Here is an 18471-nt window from a genome sequence, read left to right on the forward strand (position 1 = left end):
GCGGCCGGCTCCTCCCGGACCCGTACAGACCATGATTTGAGACTCGACCCCGAAAGAGGGATTGACGACAAGTGCTCGACGTCAACTTCTTCGACGAGCTGCGGATTGGCCTCGCCACCGCGGACGACATCCGGACCTGGTCCCACGGCGAAGTGAAGAAGCCGGAGACCATCAACTACCGCACGCTCAAGCCCGAGAAGGACGGACTCTTCTGCGAGAAGATCTTCGGTCCTACCCGGGACTGGGAGTGCTACTGCGGCAAGTACAAGCGTGTCCGCTTCAAGGGCATCATCTGTGAGCGTTGTGGCGTAGAGGTCACGCGCGCCAAGGTGCGCCGTGAGCGGATGGGCCACATCGAGCTTGCCGCTCCCGTCACCCACATCTGGTACTTCAAGGGTGTCCCGTCCCGTCTGGGATACCTGCTGGACCTCGCGCCGAAGGACCTCGAGAAGGTCATCTACTTCGCCGCGTACATGATCACGTTCGTGGACGAGGAGCGCCGTACGCGCGATCTGCCGTCGCTGGAGGCCCACGTCTCCGTAGAGCGCCAGCAGACCGAGAACCGGCGTGACTCCGACCTCGAGGCCCGCGCCAAGAAGCTCGAGACCGACCTGGCCGAGCTGGAGGCCGAGGGCGCCAAGGCCGACGTGCGCCGCAAGGTGCGCGAAGGTGCCGAGCGGGAGATGAAGCAGCTGCGCGACCGTGCGCAGCGCGAGATCGACCGTCTCGACGAGGTGTGGAACCGCTTCAAGAACCTCAAGGTCCAGGACCTGGAGGGCGACGAGCTGCTCTACCGCGAGCTGCGTGACCGCTTCGGTACGTACTTCGACGGATCGATGGGTGCCGCGGCGCTTCAGAAGCGCCTGGAGTCCTTCGACCTGGAGGAGGAGGCCGAGCGCCTCCGCGAGATCATCCGTACCGGCAAGGGCCAGAAGAAGACCCGCGCGCTCAAGCGCCTCAAGGTCGTCTCGGCGTTCCTCCAGACCAGCAACAGCCCCAAGGGCATGGTGCTGGACTGCGTGCCGGTGATCCCGCCGGACCTGCGGCCGATGGTGCAGCTGGACGGTGGCCGCTTCGCGACCTCCGACCTGAACGACCTGTACCGCCGTGTGATCAACCGGAACAACCGCCTCAAGCGTCTCCTCGACCTCGGTGCCCCCGAGATCATCGTGAACAACGAGAAGCGGATGCTCCAGGAGGCCGTCGACGCGCTGTTCGACAACGGCCGCCGCGGTCGCCCGGTCACCGGTCCCGGCAACCGCCCGCTGAAGTCCCTGAGCGACATGCTCAAGGGCAAGCAGGGCCGTTTCCGTCAGAACCTGCTCGGCAAGCGAGTCGACTACTCGGCCCGTTCCGTGATCGTCGTCGGCCCGCAGCTCAAGCTGCACCAGTGCGGGCTGCCGAAGGCCATGGCGCTGGAGCTCTTCAAGCCGTTCGTGATGAAGCGCCTGGTGGACCTGAACCACGCGCAGAACATCAAGTCGGCGAAGCGCATGGTTGAGCGCGGCCGTACGGTCGTGTACGACGTGCTCGAAGAGGTCATCGCCGAGCACCCGGTGCTGCTGAACCGCGCACCGACCCTGCACCGCCTGGGCATCCAGGCCTTCGAGCCGCAGCTGGTCGAGGGCAAGGCCATCCAGATCCACCCGCTCGTCTGCACCGCGTTCAACGCGGACTTCGACGGTGACCAGATGGCCGTGCACCTGCCGCTCTCCGCGGAGGCGCAGGCCGAGGCCCGCATCCTGATGCTGTCCTCGAACAACATCCTCAAGCCGGCCGACGGCCGTCCCGTCACCATGCCCACCCAGGACATGGTGCTCGGCCTCTTCTTCCTCACCACGGACGAGGAGGAGCGCAAGGTCATCGGCGCGGACCGGTCCTTCGGTTCGACCGCCGAGGCGACCATGGCGTTCGACAACCGTGAGCTGTCGCTCCAGGCGAAGGTCGACATCCGCTTCCCGGTGGGCACCATCCCGCCGCGCGGCTGGACCCCGCCGGTGGGCGAGGACGGCCAGGCGGACGCCGAGTGGCAGCAGGGCGACCCGTTCCGGCTGCGTACGACCCTGGGCCGCGCGCTCTTCAACGAGCTGCTGCCCGAGGACTACCCGTTCGTCGACTACTCGGTGGGCAAGAAGCAGCTCTCCGAGATCGTCAACGACCTGGCCGAGCGCTACCCCAAGGTCATCGTGGCGGCGACGCTCGACAACCTGAAGGCGGCCGGCTTCTTCTGGGCGACCCGCTCCGGTGTGACCGTGGCGATCTCCGACATCGTCGTACCCGACGCGAAGAAGGCGATCGTCCAGGGTTACGAGGCGCAGGACGAGAAGGTCCAGAAGCAGTACGAGCGCGGTCTGATCACCAAGGAAGAGCGCACGCAGGAGCTCATCGCGATCTGGACCAAGGCGACCAACGAGGTCGCCGAGGCGATGAACGCGAACTTCCCGAAGACCAACCCCGTCTCGATGATGGTCAACTCGGGTGCCCGCGGAAACATGATGCAGATGCGTCAGATCGCCGGTATGCGTGGTCTGGTGTCCAACGCCAAGAACGAGACGATCCCTCGTCCCATCAAGGCGTCCTTCCGTGAAGGTCTGTCGGTGCTGGAGTACTTCATCTCCACGCACGGTGCCCGTAAGGGTCTCGCCGACACCGCCCTGCGTACCGCCGACTCGGGTTACCTCACCCGTCGTCTGGTGGACGTCTCGCAGGACGTGATCATCCGCGAGGAGGACTGCGGCACCGACCGTGGCCTGAAGCTGAAGATCGCCAAGAAGGGCGAGGACGGCAAGCTCCACAAGACGGAAGACGTCGAGACGTCCGTGTACGCGCGGATGCTCGCCGAGGACGTCGTCATCGACGGCAAGGTCATCGCGCCGGCCAACGTCGACCTCGGTGACGTGCTGATCGACGCCCTGATCGCCAACGGCGTCGAGGAGGTCAAGACCCGCTCGGTCCTGACCTGTGAGTCCGCGGTCGGCACCTGTGCCTTCTGCTACGGCCGCTCGCTGGCCACCGGCAAGCTGGTCGACATCGGTGAGGCGGTCGGCATCATCGCCGCCCAGTCCATCGGTGAGCCCGGCACGCAGCTCACGATGCGTACCTTCCACACCGGTGGTGTGGCCGGTGACGACATCACCCAGGGTCTGCCCCGAGTCGTCGAGCTCTTCGAAGCCCGTACGCCGAAGGGTGTCGCCCCGATCTCCGAGGCCGCGGGCACCGTCCGCATCGAGGAGACCGAGAAGACGAAGAAGCTCGTCGTCACCCCGGACGACGGCAGCGAGGAGACGCCCTTCCCGATCTCCAAGCGTGCCCGTCTGCTCGTGGGCGAGGGCGACCGCGTCGAGGTGGGCCAGAAGCTCACCGTGGGTGCCACCAACCCGCACGACGTGCTGCGCATCCTCGGACAGCGCGCGGTCCAGGTCCACCTGGTCGGCGAGGTCCAGCGGGTGTACAACTCGCAGGGTGTGTCGATCCACGACAAGCACATCGAGATCATCATCCGGCAGATGCTCCGCCGTGTGACGATCATCGAGTCCGGCGACGCGGAACTGCTGCCGGGCGAGCTCGTCGAGCGCTCGAAGTTCGAGACCGAGAACCGTCGTGTGGTCACGGAAGGCGGCCACCCGGCCTCCGGCCGTCCGCAGCTGATGGGTATCACCAAGGCCTCGCTGGCCACGGAGTCGTGGCTGTCGGCGGCGTCCTTCCAGGAGACGACCAGGGTCCTGACCGACGCGGCGATCAACGCCAAGTCGGACTCCCTGATCGGCCTCAAGGAGAACGTCATCATCGGTAAGCTCATCCCGGCCGGTACGGGCCTGTCCCGCTACCGCAACATCCGGGTCGAGCCGACCGAAGAGGCCAAGGCCGCGATGTACTCGGCCGTCGGCTACGACGACATCGACTACTCCCCGTTCGGCACCGGCTCCGGCCAGGCCGTCCCGCTGGAGGACTACGACTACGGTCCGTACAACCAGTAAGCGGTGAGACGAGGGGCGGCCATCCTGTTTCGACGGGGTGGCCGCCCTTCGGCGTTCTACGGGCGCTTGGCGCCGTACTGCTCAAGGGCGTGCAGGCGGGCGCGGTGGTCGGGTTGTGAGGCCAGGAGCCGGGCGAGTACCGCCGCGAGCCCTGGGCTCTTCTTGCCGTTGTCGGCCGTGCGGTGCAGAAGCGCTGTCAGCTCGGGCGCCAGCCCGAGATCGCCGGCGTACCGGTCCGCCCGGAGTTCCGCGCCGCGGGCCGCCGCCGCCATCAGGAAGGGGGCGGCGAGGACCGGCAGGAGCAGGCCGTACGAGAGGATCACAGCGACCGTCGCGCCGACGAGCAGGGCCGGGACCACCAGCGCCGCTGTCCGCGGGGACCGCCGACGGGCCTGCAGGACGGCCCTGCGGAGGAGGCGCCAGGCGTGCAGGCCGGGCAGCGAGTACCAGTGGGTGATCAGTCGCGCCCAGGCATGTGCGCCCGCCCGGTGACCCAGCTCGCGGGCGAGCACCGCGGCGAGCTCTCCGTCGGGCAGGTGCTCCACGGCATGACTGGTGACCCGGACGAGCCGGCCGCCGGCCGCCTTCGCGACGACAGCGTCGCTCTCCTCGACGCAGAGGGTGTGGGCCGACGCGTCTACGCCTGCCCGCGCTGTCACCTCACGCCACAGGGGTCGCAGCCGGGCCAGCTCCCCTGTCGTGGGGCGGTGCAGCCCGTACAGCAGACGGAGGAGTGGACCGCCGACCGGGCGACAGAGGGCGAGGACACCACTCAGAAGCCACGCTGCGGCCCATCCGTAGACCGGCACGACCGTCACCAGTGCCAGGACGAAGGACGCCACGACGATCACCAGCAGACTGAGCAGCGCGTTCGGTATGTGCAGAGCGAGGTGACGCAGAGTGGTCGCGTCGGGCCACCTTCGCTGGGCTCTGATGTGTACGCGGCCTTCCGAGCGCCTGAGGCCGGCGGCGTGAGCCGGGTCTGACGACTGCCACATGAGTGTTTCCTTTCCGTGCGGGGCCGACGGCTCATCCGATGAGCAGGGCAACGGGCAGCAGCAAGGTCGCTGCCGCGAACGAGAGCAGTCCTCTTCGGATCCATACGTGTTTGCGGTAGGCGATACGGCTGGTCGCGGCGAGTGCGCCGAGCAGCGCCGGTGCCGGATCGTGTCCGGGGCGTGGCAGGGCCTCGGCCAGGGTGCCGAGATCACAGGCACGCCGGATGTCCGCGAAGTGGGTGAGCGGCATGCCCGGCTGCCAGCCGGGGGTGCCGTAACGGGGGAGTACGGCGAGGAGCAGCGCGTAGAGGGAACCGGTGAGTGAGGCGGCGCCCATCCAGCACAACACCTGCGCGGTCGTGGTGAGCTGCCAGAGTGACCAGCCGCGTCCGGCGAGGAGCCCGCTGTAACTGCTCGTGGTGAGCCCGACCGCGGTCATCAGCACGGCGGCTTTGCTGTCCGCCCGGCCGATCTCCGTGCGCAGATTGTCGAGCAGCAGTTGCGCGGCACGTTCGTCGGCCGCGCCGGCTCCGCCGGGCGGCGGAGTTGGGGCAGTCATCGCCGTCCCTCGGTATCGGTGTTCGTGCCCGACGGGGGAAGGAGCGACTTTGCCGCCGTGTCCGTGGACGGAGGCGGGGACGAAGGCGGGGATGACTGGCCCAGGACCCTGGTCATGGTCTCGACCACGTAGTCCTTCGGCTTCTCCAGTTGGTAGCCCTCCAGCGCGGCCTGGTCGAGAACCTTGTCCACCAGTTCCAGCTGTGTGGTCAGCAGGGCTTTCTGATCGTCGCGGATGTTCTCGAGGACCACTTTGGTGTCCTCGGGATGGGCGGCGAGGTGGAGCACCAGGGGGGCGATCCCGCCGCTCGACAGATGGTCCTGGTAGAACGCGATTTTCTCGGCCAGGATCTTCCTGGCGTACTCCTCCTCTTCAAGGGTGCGGCGCGACTTCTCCATCAGGACCCCGTGCTCGGGGGCCGATGCGATGGCCTCGTGCCGCGCCTTGCGGAGGCGCTCGCTGTGGGTCCGCTCACCCACGTCTGTAAGCAGCCGCACGGTGCATCCCACACGTAGCCCCTCCGCCTCGGCGAGAGGGGGTGCTGAGTCGAAGGCGTGCTGGACGTCCTTCTCCGCGTCCGGGACGGCGTCGATCCGGTGCCTGCGACAGGCCTCGCGGAGAACCCTCCCCAGACGCGGTTCGAGCAGGGCCGGCACATCACGGACACCGCTGATGATCGCTTGCTCAGGGTCGGTGACCTGCCAAGTCAGGTCTGCGGTCGTCTCGAAGTGGAAGGCGTCGACGGCGCTGGGGAGCGAGAGCGCCAGACGGATCGAGTGCAGACCCATGTCCACTTCGTACAGGGCGATGTACCGCTTTCGGGTGATGTCGCCTCGTGTGGGCCGCTGCGGCGGTACGAAGGCGTCGTATTTGCCCTTCGCGGTGACGAACACCAGGGCGTGGTCGATCCGCGCGTCCGGCCGCCGGAGCGCGTACTGGAAGCGTGCGAGCTGCCGCACGGTCAGCACGGGGTCCTTCAATCTGTCCGTACGGTCCGGCGCGTGGTGCGTGTCGGGGGACTGCGCCACGTCTGTCATCGGCCTCTCCTCGGGGCTCACTGGGGCACCACCGCGAGCAGGCGGTCGGCGACGGGCAGGCGGGACACTCCGTCCGGCACCGACAGAGTGCGCAGGAGATGTCCTAGCCGTTGGCGCTCAGCCGGTTCCTGGGCGAGGTCTCCGAACAGCCGGGACAGGGCCTCTTCGGCTTCGGGAAAACGTTGCGCGCCCCTGACCCAGTCACGCAGGATCTGTACGGCTCGGCCCGTCTGTACGGGGTCGTTGAGCACCGCCCGCCACAGCGCGGACAGCTGTCGTGCCTCGGCGGGCGCCCGGTTTACGGCGTCGCCGTACCACTCCAGAACCAGGAACCGGTCGTCCAGCTCGCTGTCAGCCTGCTCGCAGGCGGCCAGGAAGGCGGCGCGGGCGAGGGCGCGTACCGTGCGGTCAGCTCGCTCGTCCTCGACCAGCTTGGCCAGGTCGGCGAGGACGGGCCCCCGGGCGGAGAGCAACAGCAGCTCGATAGCCTCGACCAGTTCCTGCGCCCCCTGGTCCTCCTCGTGCTCGTCCAGGTCTGGCTTCCGCTGGTGCGCGCGGGCAGCCGTGAGCACGGCTTCGAGTGCTTCGTCGGGCAGTACGGGGCCGAGCAGGCCGTACGCACGGATCGCTGTCCACCTGCGGCCTTCCTCGTCTCCGGTGCACCAGGCGCGCAGGATCCGCGGAACGGCCTCCGTATTCATGAGGTGGGCCAGGGTGAGGGTGTTGGCGGCGGCGAGCCGCGCGGTGTGACTGCGGCCGTCGGCCCATGGCTCGACGAGATGGGCCAGGCCCGACGAGAGGTCGGAGCGGGTGAGGAGGGCCGCTGCGGCCGATGCGCGGGTCCGTACCAAGGGACGGCCGTCGACGGCGAGTTGGCTCAGCCAGGAGACCAGCGCCGGGCGTGTCGACGGATACCGCATCCAGACGGTGTCGAGCAGTTGGAGGGCGTATCGGGGCTCCTGGAAGGCGGCTTTGTACTGAGGCACCCGACCCCAGACCGTGTTCTCGGATTCTTCGTAACCTCGTGCTCTGGCTGCACTCAGCCGTACGCCCCGTGGTGCGCCGAAGAGGGGAATGTCCTCCCGCTCGCGCGGATTCTTGATCTTTTGAAGCAGGAGGAACAGATCGTCGGCGAGTTCGCCGGCGAGAGCGTACGGCGCCTTGTCGAACACGGCCAGGGAGATCAGGAACGCCCTGTCGTGCAGCGTCAGGTCGTCGTCGGTGAGCCAGGATTCGATCCGGGTCTGTACGGACTGCTCGCCGAAGGCGTCGAGGCTGTCCTCCGTGGCGGTACCTGCCGCGATCGGGATGAGCCGGAGGCCGAAGGAGGCAGCCTCCTTCGGCGTAGGGCTTCCGCCCAGGAAGGTGCGGACGGCTGTCAGATTCCGTACCCGGTCCCAGCCCTCCACACCTTGGGCGCGGCTGACATACGACTCCAGCACCCCTTCCGGAGTGGGAGGTTCCCAGAGAAAGGACTTCAGGCCACGGGGAGCCGAGGATTCGGCCAACGTGATCACCAGGTGGCTGCCCCGGTCGACGAGCCGCTCGCGCAGGGCGTGCAGGTCCACCTGTCGCAGGGGGCTGTTCCTGCTGACGACGACATCGGGCAGCAGGTAACCGGCGGAGCCGTCGAGTTGGCCGCGTACGGTGACGGGCGAGATGTCGGACGGGAGCGTCCGGATCTGATGGAACCCGAGCCGGTGGAGAAGCATCAGGCCGGCGGTCCTCCGACCGGTGTCCCGGCTGCCGGTGAGAACGAGGACTCGCTCCTCGCGCAATCGGGCCAGCGCCTCGCCGAAGCGCGGGCTCTCGGTGAAGACGAGGGACAGTTCGGCAAGATCGTCCGCGGGGATTTCGCCGGACAGCGAGGGTGGCTCCGCCGGGGCGTAGGCCCCGAACTGGTAGATGAGGTTGCCGTGCACCTCACCGCCTGCCATGCCGTACTGATTGCCACCGACCAGTCCGCCCGTCAGGCCGCCCGGACTGTGCTCGATGAGGTCCTGCCGGGCGAGCCACGCGGGTGGGCGCGGTTCCTCTGCGTTCTCGTCGCCTTCCTTTTTCTCGTCCTTGGCCGACTTGTCGTCCTCGGTCGGCTTCTGGTCCTCGGGTGTCTTCTCAGCCGTGTTCTCGCTCATCCTCGATCAGCTCCGGACCGGGGACCAAAGGTGAAGCTGGCGTCACCCTCGACCGTGCCGCCGGCCATTCCGTACTGATCCCCCGCGATATGGACGGCCGACGGGGGGACAGGGCGGTCGGACCGGTTCGGGGCCGGCTTGGCGCCCTCCCGCTCCTTCTCCTTGCGCTTGTCCTTCGTCCCGCGCTGTCCCGGCGGAACCGGCCCGTGCAGCCAGGCGGACAGAGGCCCGTTCTTGCTGTCCGGAGTGATGGAGTGGAAGTCCTCTGGGCGGATGCCGAGGTGGCCATGTCTGACGACTCCCTGGTAGATGGAGTCCGAGACGCAGAGGGCGAAGTCATCGGTACGGTCGCCCAGCGCGGCCCGGAGTTCGTCGGCGTCGAGCAGTCGGCACGCGTGGTTCAGGTCGGAGCCGACCCAGCCGCCGAGGGGGTCGACCGCGACGTACCCGCCCGCGAGGACGACGCGCAATCGGATCTGGGCGCTGCTGGACGCCAGCCGGTTGGTGTTGCGGAGCTGGTCAGGCAACTCCGTGAGCACCGCGCGCAGCAGGGTGCTCACCGGGACGTCGGGAGCGATGAGTTCCATCACGGAATCGCCGCGGTCCGCACGTGACCGCTGGGCCTCGTCGACGTGCGCGGCGTCCAGGGTGCGGTCTGCGACGTCGTACAGCATCCGCCGCAGGATTCCCTGCTCGACGTCGTCGCGGTCGCTGTAGCGCTCGATGTCGAGCAGCAGGATGGTGCGGCTCAGGGGGGTGTTCACTGACGTGTGCCTCTCGGTCGGTCTGCCGTATGACGTGCCGTACAGAGGCAGACTGGCCGGGGCGGGCCCTCACCGGTGAGGGCGGATGACGCTGACGAAGTGTGACCGTGTGCACAGAAGGAGCCCGGCCGGCGGCGTCAGGAGCCCCCACCGACGCGGCGCAGTACGTCGGGCCGCAGGATGATCAGCGTGCGGCGTCCCGTCACGACTGTCTTCCGCTCCCGCAACTCCTTGAGAAGGCGCTGGACCATTTCCCGTGAGGCACCGATGGAGCCGGCGAGTTCGATCTTGCTGAGGGGTACGGCCAGTTCGATACCCTCCGGAACAGGCCGCCCGTGGGTCCTGGCGAGTTCCAGCAGCAGCGCCGCGAGGCGTTCCCGCACGGTGAGCGACGCGAACTCCAGACGCCGCCGGTCGGCGGCCCGGGTGCGGTCGCTGGCCAGGCCGAAGAGTTGGATCATCGCCTCGGGGAATTCGGACAGGTACGACCGGAAGCCGTCGTAGTTGACGACGGATGCCAGTACGGGTTCCAGGGCGGTGACGGTGGCTGATCGCGGACGCCCGGTGAGTGCGGCTGATTCACCGATGATGTCTCCGGGCCCCCGCAGCGCGAGCAGGCCCACATAGCCGTTGGGCGCGGTGGCGGTCACCTTGGTCCAGCCCGTCAGGACGAGCAGGATGTGGGTGGACGGCTCGTACTCCCGTAAGAGTTCCGCCCGTGCGGCGAACCGCATCTCACGACCGAGAGTGAGAAGTACGTCACGTTCCCTGCTCTCGAGCCGGGCCAGGAACGGCACCCGGTCGTCAAGGCCGTCGTCGCCCGGCGTCGGCACTCGTACCATGACCGTCCCCCGATCTTCGTCCGTGGCCCGCAGAGACAAGCTACTGAAGAGCGATGTCGTGCGGGCGGGAACAAGAAGAGGGCGTGACGGGGGAGGGTTCCGCACGGAGAAACTCCCGCCTGCCGGGGGCTCTGCGCATTTGTTTTGACCGGAGTCAATGCGGTAGGTACGCTCCTACCTTGTGCCTGGGGTGTGCCTGGGCTCCTGTGCGTGTCATCAACCGCATGACGAGCTCGCGTACTGGCCACCGCAATCTGTGCTTTTTCGCCTCGGCGGGAGTTCGCAGCATTCGACACACCCGACCGCGTGGGTCGGCGACGTTCCAGGTTAGTTTTACGAACGGCACACAGAAACCGGAGAAGTAGTGCCTACGATCCAGCAGCTGGTCCGGAAGGGCCGGCAAGACAAGGTCGAGAAGAACAACACACCCGCGCTCGACGGCTCCCCCCAGCGTCGCGGCGTGTGCACGCGTGTGTTCACGACCACCCCGAAGAAGCCGAACTCGGCCCTGCGGAAGGTCGCACGTGTGCGCCTGACCTCGGGCATCGAGGTCACGGCCTACATTCCGGGTGAGGGACACAACCTGCAGGAGCACTCGATCGTGCTCGTGCGTGGTGGCCGTGTGAAGGACCTGCCGGGTGTTCGTTACAAGATCATTCGCGGTTCCCTCGACACCCAGGGTGTCAAGAACCGCAAGCAGGCCCGCAGCCGCTACGGCGCCAAGAAGGAGAAGTAAACAATGCCTCGTAAGGGCCCTGCCCCGAAGCGCCCGGTCATCATCGACCCGGTCTACGGTTCTCCTCTTGTCACCTCGCTGATCAACAAGATCCTGCTCAACGGCAAGCGTTCCACCGCCGAGCGGATCGTGTACGGCGCGATGGAAGGCCTCCGTGACAAGACCGGTAACGACCCGGTCATCACGCTGAAGCGCGCGCTTGAGAACGTCAAGCCCACGCTCGAGGTCAAGTCCCGCCGTGTCGGTGGCGCCACCTACCAGGTGCCGATCGAGGTCAAGCCCGGTCGCGCCGCCACCCTCGCACTTCGCTGGGTCGTGGGTTACTCCCGCGCCCGTCGCGAGAAGACCATGACCGAACGCCTCATGAACGAACTGCTCGACGCCTCGAACGGCCTCGGCGCAGCCGTCAAGAAGCGTGAGGACACGCACAAGATGGCCGAATCCAACAAGGCCTTCGCGCACTACCGCTGGTAGTCGCTACCCACCTCGAGACCGAGAGAAGACTGAGCCACAATGGCCACCACTTCGCTTGACCTGGCCAAGGTCCGCAACATCGGGATCATGGCCCACATCGACGCGGGGAAGACGACCACCACCGAGCGCATCCTTTTTTACACCGGTGTGAGCTACAAGATCGGTGAAGTCCACGACGGCGCTGCCACGATGGACTGGATGGAGCAGGAGCAGGAACGCGGCATCACGATCACGTCCGCCGCGACCACCTGTCACTGGCCGCTCGAGGACGTCGACCACACCATCAACATCATCGACACCCCGGGACACGTGGACTTCACCGTCGAGGTGGAGCGTTCGCTCCGCGTCCTCGACGGCGCCGTCACCGTCTTCGACGGTGTCGCCGGTGTGGAGCCGCAGTCCGAGACGGTATGGCGTCAGGCCGACCGTTACGGCGTTCCGCGTATCTGCTTCATCAACAAGCTCGACCGGACCGGCGCCGAGTTCCACCGCTGCGTCGACATGATCGTCGACCGCCTCGGTGCGGTGCCCCTGGTCATGCAGCTGCCGATCGGTGCCGAGGGTGACTTCAAGGGCGTCGTCGACCTCGTGACGATGAAGGCCCTCGTGTGGTCCGAAGAGGCCACCAAGGGCGAGATGTACGACACCGTCGACATCCCGGCCACGCACACCGAGGCGGCCGACGAGTGGCGCGGCAAGCTCATCGAAGCCGTCGCTGAGCACGACGACGAGGTCATGGAGCTGTACCTGGAGGGCCAGGAGCCTTCCGAGGAGCTGCTCTACGCCGCGATCCGTCGTATCACCCTGGCTTCCAAGGGCGCTGCGGACTCGATCACCGTCACCCCCGTCTTCTGCGGTACGGCGTTCAAGAACAAGGGCGTCCAGCCCCTGCTCGACGCGGTCGTGCGCTACCTGCCCTCTCCCCTCGACGTCGACGCCATCGAAGGCCACGACGTCAAGGACCCGGAGAAGATCATCAAGCGCCGCCCGTCGGACGACGAGCCGTTCGCCGGTCTCGCGTTCAAGATCGCGAGCGACCCGCACCTGGGCAAGCTCACCTTCGTCCGGATTTATTCGGGCCGCCTGGAGGCCGGCACCGCGGTGCTGAACTCCGTGAAGGGCAAGAAGGAGCGCATCGGCAAGATCTACCGTATGCACGCGAACAAGCGTGAGGAGATCGAGTCGGTGGGCGCCGGCGACATCGTCGCCGTCATGGGCCTCAAGCAGACCACCACCGGTGAGACGCTGAGCGACGACAAGCACCCGGTGATCCTGGAGTCCATGGACTTCCCGGCGCCGGTGATCCAGGTCGCGATCGAGCCCAAGTCCAAGGGTGACCAGGAGCGTCTGGGTGTCGCCATCCAGCGCCTCGCGGAGGAGGACCCCTCCTTCCAGGTCCACTCGGACGAGGAGACCGGCCAGACCATCATCGGTGGTATGGGCGAGCTTCACCTCGAGGTGCTCGTCGACCGCATGAAGCGCGAGTTCCGCGTGGAGGCGAACGTCGGTAAGCCGCAGGTCGCTTACCGTGAGACGATCCGTAAGACCGTCGATCGTGTGGACTACACCCACAAGAAGCAGACCGGTGGTACGGGTCAGTTCGCCAAGGTGCAGATCTCGATCGAGCCCCTCGTCGATTCCGACGTGCCGTACGAGTTCGTCAACAAGGTCACCGGTGGCCGCATCCCCCGTGAGTACATCCCCTCGGTGGACGCGGGTGCCCAGGAGGCCATGCAGTTCGGCATCCTGGCCGGTTACGAGATGGTGGGCGTCCGCGTCACCCTTCTCGACGGTGGTTACCACGAGGTCGACTCCTCGGAGCTCGCCTTCAAGATCGCCGGTTCGCAGGCGTTCAAGGAGGGTGCTCGCAAGGCGTCCCCCGTACTCCTGGAGCCGATGATGGCCGTCGAGGTCACCACGCCCGAGGACTACATGGGCGATGTGATCGGCGACCTGAACTCCCGCCGCGGCCAGATCCAGGCCATGGAGGAGCGCAGCGGCGCCCGCGTCGTGAAGGGCCTCGTGCCCCTCTCGGAGATGTTCGGCTACGTCGGAGACCTCCGCAGCAAGACCTCGGGTCGCGCAAGCTACTCGATGCAGTTCGACTCCTACGCCGAGGTTCCCAGGAACGTCGCCGAGGAGATCATCGCGAAGGCCAAGGGCGAGTAACTCTCCCGAGTTCACGCTTTAGCCTTGTCTCCGGCAAGCCCTGGAGCACTCCGGCCGTCACCACACGGCTTGGGTGCTCCGGGCCCCGGCATCCCAGCAAAGATCACCTGGCGCCGATGAGTAAGGCGTACAGAACCACTCCAGGAGGACCCCAGTGGCGAAGGCGAAGTTCGAGCGGACCAAGCCGCACGTCAACATCGGCACCATCGGTCACATCGACCACGGTAAGACGACCCTCACGGCCGCCATTACCAAGGTGCTGCACGACGCGTTTCCGGACCTGAACGAGGCCTCGGCCTTCGACCAGATCGACAAGGCTCCCGAGGAGCGCCAGCGCGGTATCACGATTTCGATCGCGCACGTCGAGTACCAGACGGCGTCGCGTCACTACGCGCACGTCGACTGCCCCGGTCACGCCGACTACATCAAGAACATGATCACGGGTGCGGCGCAGATGGACGGCGCCATCCTCGTGGTCGCGGCCACCGACGGCCCGATGCCGCAGACCAAGGAGCACGTGCTCCTGGCCCGCCAGGTCGGCGTGCCGTACATCGTTGTCGCGCTGAACAAGGCCGACATGGTGGACGACGAAGAGATCATGGAGCTCGTCGAGCTCGAGGTCCGTGAGCTCCTCTCCGAGTACGACTTCCCGGGCGACGACCTCCCGGTCGTGCGCGTCTCGGCGCTCAAGGCTCTTGAGGGCGACAAGGAGTGGGGCCAGTCGGTCCTGAACCTGATGGCCGCCGTCGACGAGTCGATCCCGCAGCCCGAGCGTGACGTCGAGAAGCCGTTCCTGATGCCGATCGAGGACGTCTTCACGATCACCGGTCGTGGCACGGTCGTCACCGGTCGTATCGAGCGTGGTGTCCTCAAGGTCAACGAGACCGTCGACATCGTCGGTATCAAGACCGAGAAGACCACCACCACGGTCACCGGCATCGAGATGTTCCGCAAGCTGCTCGACGAGGGCCAGGCGGGCGAGAACGTCGGTCTGCTCCTCCGTGGCATCAAGCGCGAGGACGTCGAGCGCGGCCAGGTCATCATCAAGCCCGGTTCGGTCACGCCGCACACCGAGTTCGTGGCCCAGGCCTACATCCTGTCGAAGGACGAGGGTGGTCGTCACACCCCCTTCTTCAACAACTACCGCCCGCAGTTCTACTTCCGTACGACGGACGTGACGGGTGTGGTGACCCTTCCCGAGGGCACCGAGATGATCATGCCGGGTGACAACACCCTCATGACCGTCAACCTGATCCAGCCCGTCGCGATGGAAGAGGGCCTGAAGTTCGCCATCCGCGAGGGTGGCCGGACCGTGGGCGCCGGCCAGGTCACCAAGATCAACGTCTAGTCTTCACGACTGGTCGTACGATCTGACCTGGCTGCCCTCCACAGGGCAGACAGAGCAGTGGGCAGGGGCCCCGCACCGAGCGATCGGTGCGGGGCCCCTGTGCTGTGTCCGGGGTACGGTACGGCCGGTCAGGCGGCCGGGTACGGCACGGTCGGCCAGGGGGCCGGGTGCGGTAGGGCCGGTCAGGGGGGCCGGGTACGGCAGGCCGGTCAGCCGGCGGGGATCGTGTCGAGGAGCCGGCCCCACTCCGGGTACGTGGCGACCTTCTTGAGGTGCATCGCCGCGACCTTCTCGCTCACGTCGGGGTCCGGGTCGTCCGACAGCCGGACCGCCGAGAGCTTCGCGAGGTGGGGGATGATCACGGAATCGCCCGCGAGGTGCACCGGGTCGTACATGTACCGCTCCAGCGCCGCGAGGTCCTCGACCCCGGCGCAGTAGGTGTGCGTGAAGCCCTCGTCCGGCAGGCCCAGATCCTGGCCGACGGCCGAGAACGCCACCGATTCGACCGTGGACGTACGGCGCATGGCGGCCAGGACCTCGGCCTTCGCCTCGTCCGTCGTGCCGTCCTTGAAGCTGAAGCGCAGGATGTTGACGATCACGGAAGATGCCTCCGGGTGTGCGCGACGTAGACTGTGTGTAATTGAACTTGCTGGTTCAATTTAGTGATCTGACCAGTCCATGCGCAAGAGGTGGCGGGTAGGGTGCGCGGGTGACCGGAACAGCGTCCCCGGCGGGGCGGGCCGCCCCGCGCGGGCGTATCGACAAGCGGCAGGCGATCCTCGACGCGGCCTTCACCGTCTTCGCCCGCAGGGGGTACGCGGAGGCCTGCGTCCAGGAGATCGCCGAGGTGGCCGGCGTCGCCAAGCCGACGGTCTACAACCACCTCAGCGACAAGGAGAACCTGTTCCGGCACGCGATGTCGGCGGCCGCCGACGCCGTGATGGCGGAGAACCTCGCGGTGGCCGAGCGGCTGCGCGACCCCGGCGACGACCTGGGCGCGGCCCTGGAGGACGTGGCGTACGGGCTGGTCCAGGTGTGCTGCGGGGAGCGGTCGCGGGCGCTGCGGTGGCTGACGTACGCGCAGGTCGCGCGCTTCCCGGACCTCATCGGGGTGGTCCAGGGGCGGACGTCGGTCCGGCTGGCGGAGGCGCTGGCGGACCGGCTGGCCCGGCTTTCCCTGGCGGGCCGGCTGCGCCCGTGCGACCCGGCGCTGGCGGCGGAACAGTTCCTGGCGCTGCTCACCGGCCCGATGGAGGCCCGCTCCCGGCTGGGCACGCACGAGATCCCGGCCGAGGAGGCGCGGGGGGTGGCGAGGGCGGCGGTGGACACGTTCCTGCGGGCGTACGGGGCGGGCGCGGCGCCGTAGGCCTGCGGGGTGTCCACTGGCGCCGCACGGGTGACCGCTGCCGGCGACGGCTCTGCGCGGGCATCCCGTACGACGTCGGGATCTTTGGTCGTGATCATGGGAGGCTGGGCGCGGACACGACGAGAGTGTGGGGCCGTGGGTGGTTCCGGTGGGGAGGGAGCGGCGGTGTCTACCGACGAGGGGCGTCCGGCGGTTGGTTCGGGTGTGGGTGTGGGGCGTACGGGGGTGGCCGGACCCGGTGGCCACCCGGTCTCCGAGGCGCTTCATCTCATCCGGCGGAGGCTTGCCCTGCTGCCCGACGGGCGCGGGAACAACTACTGGCTGCCCATCCGTACCGACCGCCCCCGCCGCGCCTACATCGCCGCCAACTCCCCACTCATCCGCGCCGCCGCCGAGCACGCCGGGCTGCCGGCCGAGATGGTGGCGGGCATCGCGTGGCAGGAGGTCCAGGGCGCGCCTCGCGCGCTGGACGATGTCGCGTACGCCGTCCGCCGCGTCCTGCGGGCCCTCGCGCCCGGCCCCCTCGCGCGGCGTGTCCGCGATGCCGACAAGACCTCCATGGGACCCCTCGCCGTCCAGGTCCGCCGGGCCGCCGAGGTGCTGGGGTACGACCCCGGCGCCCTCGGCGGCCGGCAGCGGCGCGTGGTCGTGCGGGCCGTCAGGGAGCCGCGGCAGAACGTCTTCATCGCCGCGGCCTACCTGGCCACCCTCAGGACGGAGTGCGACTTCGCCGCCGTACCACCCGAGCGCCTGACCCCGGACCAGCTCCAGGAACTCGCCACCCGCTACAACGGCGGCCCGTACTACCGGGTCCCGGCCGCGCAGCGGTACGGCCGCGCGTTCGCACGGGATTTGAGTGCTGCGGTTGAGGCTCTTGGCTGAGGGGTTTCCCTGGGCTGTGGGGGTTGATGTTGAGGTGGGCCGAGGTGGGATGGTCGGGTGCGGGTTCGGGCCGAGGGGTAGTCGGGTGTGGCCGGTCTTGTGTTGGTCGGCGTGGGGCCGCCCCTTGCTGTTGAGTGTCGCGGGTCCGGTCCGGGCGTCAAGGGCGCTCCTGCGGAGCGTCGGCTTCGCCGATTGCGCTTCGCTTCACCCTTGACCCCCGGCCCGGCCCCGCAAGGGAAGGCTGGGGGGGCGGCCCGGGGGAAGGTCCCCCGGTAATGCCCGGGGGAGGTTGGGGTTTCGTCGCGGGCCGCGTCTCTCGGCGGGGTATTGCGCACCACTTGAATGGGGCAGTGGCGGGTCGTCTCGGCGGCTGCCCACCGTCCGTCGGCCGGTGCGCAAGCACCGTGTCTGGGCTGGGTGGGCGGTGGGGCAGATGGTGACGGGGGAGGCGGCCCGTCGGGCCTGTTTCGGCGGGTTGTGTGCTCTGGGAGCCCGTTAACGAAACACAGGACACAAAGCCGGGGAGGAGAGGCCCGCAGGAGCCCTCAAAGTCTGGGCAAATGGGGCATATTGCCTGTTGGGGGTGGGGTGGTGGGCAGTCCCGGCGGCCGGCTGCCACCCGCCGGCCCGCACGCAAGCGCCACACCCGGGCCGGGTGAGTGGTGGGGCGGATGCCGCCTGTCAGGGCGGCCATCGGGCCCGTTTCGGTGGGATGTGCACCCCGAGGGCCCGTTAATGAAACACAGGACACAAGACCAGACGGAAGAAGCCCCCAACGGGCCTCAAGACCTAGACAAATGGGGCGTATTGGCCGCCGGGGTGGATGTGGCCCCGCCTGGCCCCGCAGCTGACCACGGATCTCAGACACGGTGCCTGTACGCCGGCAAACGGACGGCCATCCAGCCGCCGAACCGAGACCAACTGCCCCATTCAAGTGGGGCGCAACACCCCGCCGAAAGCCGAGGTCCGCGACGAAACCCCAACAACAAACAAGCCCCCCGGGGGACCTTCCCCCGGGCCGCCCCCCTCGGCCTTCCTTAGCGGGGACGGGGCGGGGGTCAAGGGTGAAGCGAAGCGTAATCGGCGAAGCCGACGCGACGCAGGAGCGCCCTTGACGCCCGGCCCGGCCCCGCGACAATCAACAACCAGGGCGGCCCCACGTCACGAAGAAAAGACCGGCCGCC

General features: G+C 67.9%; 14 protein-coding genes. 7 read left to right on the plus strand and 7 right to left on the minus strand.

Going from position 1 to position 18471, the window contains the following annotated elements; genetic code table 11:
- The first annotated feature begins 71 nt into the window (after positions 1-71).
- Positions 72-3977: a DNA-directed RNA polymerase subunit beta' gene (locus ACIO1C_RS18320; RefSeq protein ID WP_401864559.1), complete on the plus strand. Its 3906-nt coding sequence runs from the start codon at positions 72-74 to the stop codon at positions 3975-3977.
- A 56-nt stretch (positions 3978-4033) separates the two neighbouring features.
- On the opposite strand, the gene ACIO1C_RS18325 is transcribed toward ACIO1C_RS18320, so the two are convergent.
- From ACIO1C_RS18325 to ACIO1C_RS18350, 6 genes are all read right to left on the minus strand, one after another.
- Entirely contained in the window at positions 4034-4975 is a 942-nt protein-coding gene (locus tag ACIO1C_RS18325) for a M48 family metalloprotease (RefSeq protein WP_401864562.1), read from the minus strand.
- 31 nt (positions 4976-5006) lie between these two features.
- Positions 5007-5534 carry a Pycsar system effector family protein gene (locus ACIO1C_RS18330; RefSeq protein ID WP_401864564.1) on the minus strand — a complete coding sequence of 176 codons (528 nt, stop codon included), beginning with the start codon at positions 5532-5534 and terminating at the stop codon, positions 5007-5009.
- Positions 5531-6571: a hypothetical protein gene (locus ACIO1C_RS18335; RefSeq protein WP_401864567.1), complete on the minus strand. Its 1041-nt coding sequence runs from the start codon at positions 6569-6571 to the stop codon at positions 5531-5533. Before ACIO1C_RS18335 ends, ACIO1C_RS18330 begins: the two co-directional genes overlap by 4 nt.
- Before the next feature lie 17 nt (positions 6572-6588).
- On the minus strand, positions 6589-8706 hold the full coding sequence (locus ACIO1C_RS18340) for a hypothetical protein (protein WP_401864569.1): 2118 nt from the start codon (positions 8704-8706) through the stop codon (positions 6589-6591).
- The gene (locus tag ACIO1C_RS18345; protein ID WP_401864571.1) at positions 8703-9470 is read right to left on the minus strand and encodes a hypothetical protein; all 768 of its coding nucleotides are present in this window, start codon (positions 9468-9470) and stop codon (positions 8703-8705) included. Before ACIO1C_RS18345 ends, ACIO1C_RS18340 begins: the two co-directional genes overlap by 4 nt.
- 137 nt (positions 9471-9607) lie before the next feature.
- Positions 9608-10312 carry a Crp/Fnr family transcriptional regulator gene (locus ACIO1C_RS18350; RefSeq protein WP_401864574.1) on the minus strand — a complete coding sequence of 235 codons (705 nt, stop codon included), beginning with the start codon at positions 10310-10312 and terminating at the stop codon, positions 9608-9610.
- A gap of 364 nt (positions 10313-10676) precedes the next feature.
- Here ACIO1C_RS18350 and rpsL point away from each other — a divergent pair, with 364 nt between their 5' ends.
- The 4 genes from rpsL (at position 10677) to tuf (ending at position 15039) form a co-directional block, all read left to right on the plus strand.
- Complete coding sequence (rpsL, locus tag ACIO1C_RS18355; RefSeq protein WP_161308205.1) at positions 10677-11048, plus strand: 30S ribosomal protein S12; 372 nt, start codon at positions 10677-10679, stop codon at positions 11046-11048.
- A gap of 3 nt (positions 11049-11051) precedes the next feature.
- Positions 11052-11522 carry a 30S ribosomal protein S7 gene (gene rpsG, locus ACIO1C_RS18360; protein WP_161308204.1) on the plus strand — a complete coding sequence of 157 codons (471 nt, stop codon included), beginning with the start codon at positions 11052-11054 and terminating at the stop codon, positions 11520-11522.
- A 39-nt stretch (positions 11523-11561) separates the two neighbouring features.
- Positions 11562-13691 carry an elongation factor G gene (gene fusA, locus ACIO1C_RS18365; RefSeq protein WP_401864577.1) on the plus strand — a complete coding sequence of 710 codons (2130 nt, stop codon included), beginning with the start codon at positions 11562-11564 and terminating at the stop codon, positions 13689-13691.
- 154 nt (positions 13692-13845) lie between these two features.
- Positions 13846-15039, plus strand: a complete 1194-nt coding sequence (gene tuf / locus ACIO1C_RS18370) for an elongation factor Tu (RefSeq protein ID WP_401864580.1) — start codon at positions 13846-13848, stop codon at positions 15037-15039.
- A 209-nt stretch (positions 15040-15248) separates the two neighbouring features.
- On the opposite strand, the gene ACIO1C_RS18375 is transcribed toward tuf, so the two are convergent.
- Positions 15249-15638, minus strand: a complete 390-nt coding sequence (locus ACIO1C_RS18375; RefSeq protein WP_401864582.1) for a Dabb family protein — start codon at positions 15636-15638, stop codon at positions 15249-15251.
- A 110-nt stretch (positions 15639-15748) separates the two neighbouring features.
- Between ACIO1C_RS18375 and ACIO1C_RS18380 the strand changes: the two genes are divergently transcribed.
- Positions 15749-16405, plus strand: a complete 657-nt coding sequence (locus tag ACIO1C_RS18380; protein WP_401864584.1) for a TetR/AcrR family transcriptional regulator — start codon at positions 15749-15751, stop codon at positions 16403-16405.
- Positions 16406-16570: 165 nt separating this feature from the next.
- Complete coding sequence (locus tag ACIO1C_RS18385; RefSeq protein ID WP_401864587.1) at positions 16571-17287, plus strand: hypothetical protein; 717 nt, start codon at positions 16571-16573, stop codon at positions 17285-17287.
- Positions 17288-18471 lie beyond the last annotated feature (1184 nt).

The sequence above is a fragment of the Streptomyces sp. NPDC087420 genome, from assembly GCF_044744165.1.
Taxonomy (GTDB): Bacteria; Actinomycetota; Actinomycetes; order Streptomycetales; family Streptomycetaceae; genus Streptomyces.

Excerpts from the sequence above, each read along its gene's own strand:
- ACIO1C_RS18335 (WP_401864567.1), bottom strand. The coding sequence starts at position 6,571 with ATGACAGACGTGGCGCAGTCCCCCGACACGCACCACGCGCCGGACCGT.
- ACIO1C_RS18325 (WP_401864562.1), bottom strand. The coding sequence starts at position 4,975 with ATGTGGCAGTCGTCAGACCCGGCTCACGCCGCCGGCCTCAGGCGCTCG.
- fusA (WP_401864577.1), top strand. The coding sequence starts at position 11,562 with ATGGCCACCACTTCGCTTGACCTGGCCAAGGTCCGCAACATCGGGATC.
- ACIO1C_RS18350 (WP_401864574.1), bottom strand. The coding sequence starts at position 10,312 with ATGGTACGAGTGCCGACGCCGGGCGACGACGGCCTTGACGACCGGGTG.
- rpsG (WP_161308204.1), top strand. The coding sequence starts at position 11,052 with ATGCCTCGTAAGGGCCCTGCCCCGAAGCGCCCGGTCATCATCGACCCG.
- ACIO1C_RS18330 (WP_401864564.1), bottom strand. The coding sequence starts at position 5,534 with ATGACTGCCCCAACTCCGCCGCCCGGCGGAGCCGGCGCGGCCGACGAA.
- ACIO1C_RS18340 (WP_401864569.1), bottom strand. The coding sequence starts at position 8,706 with ATGAGCGAGAACACGGCTGAGAAGACACCCGAGGACCAGAAGCCGACC.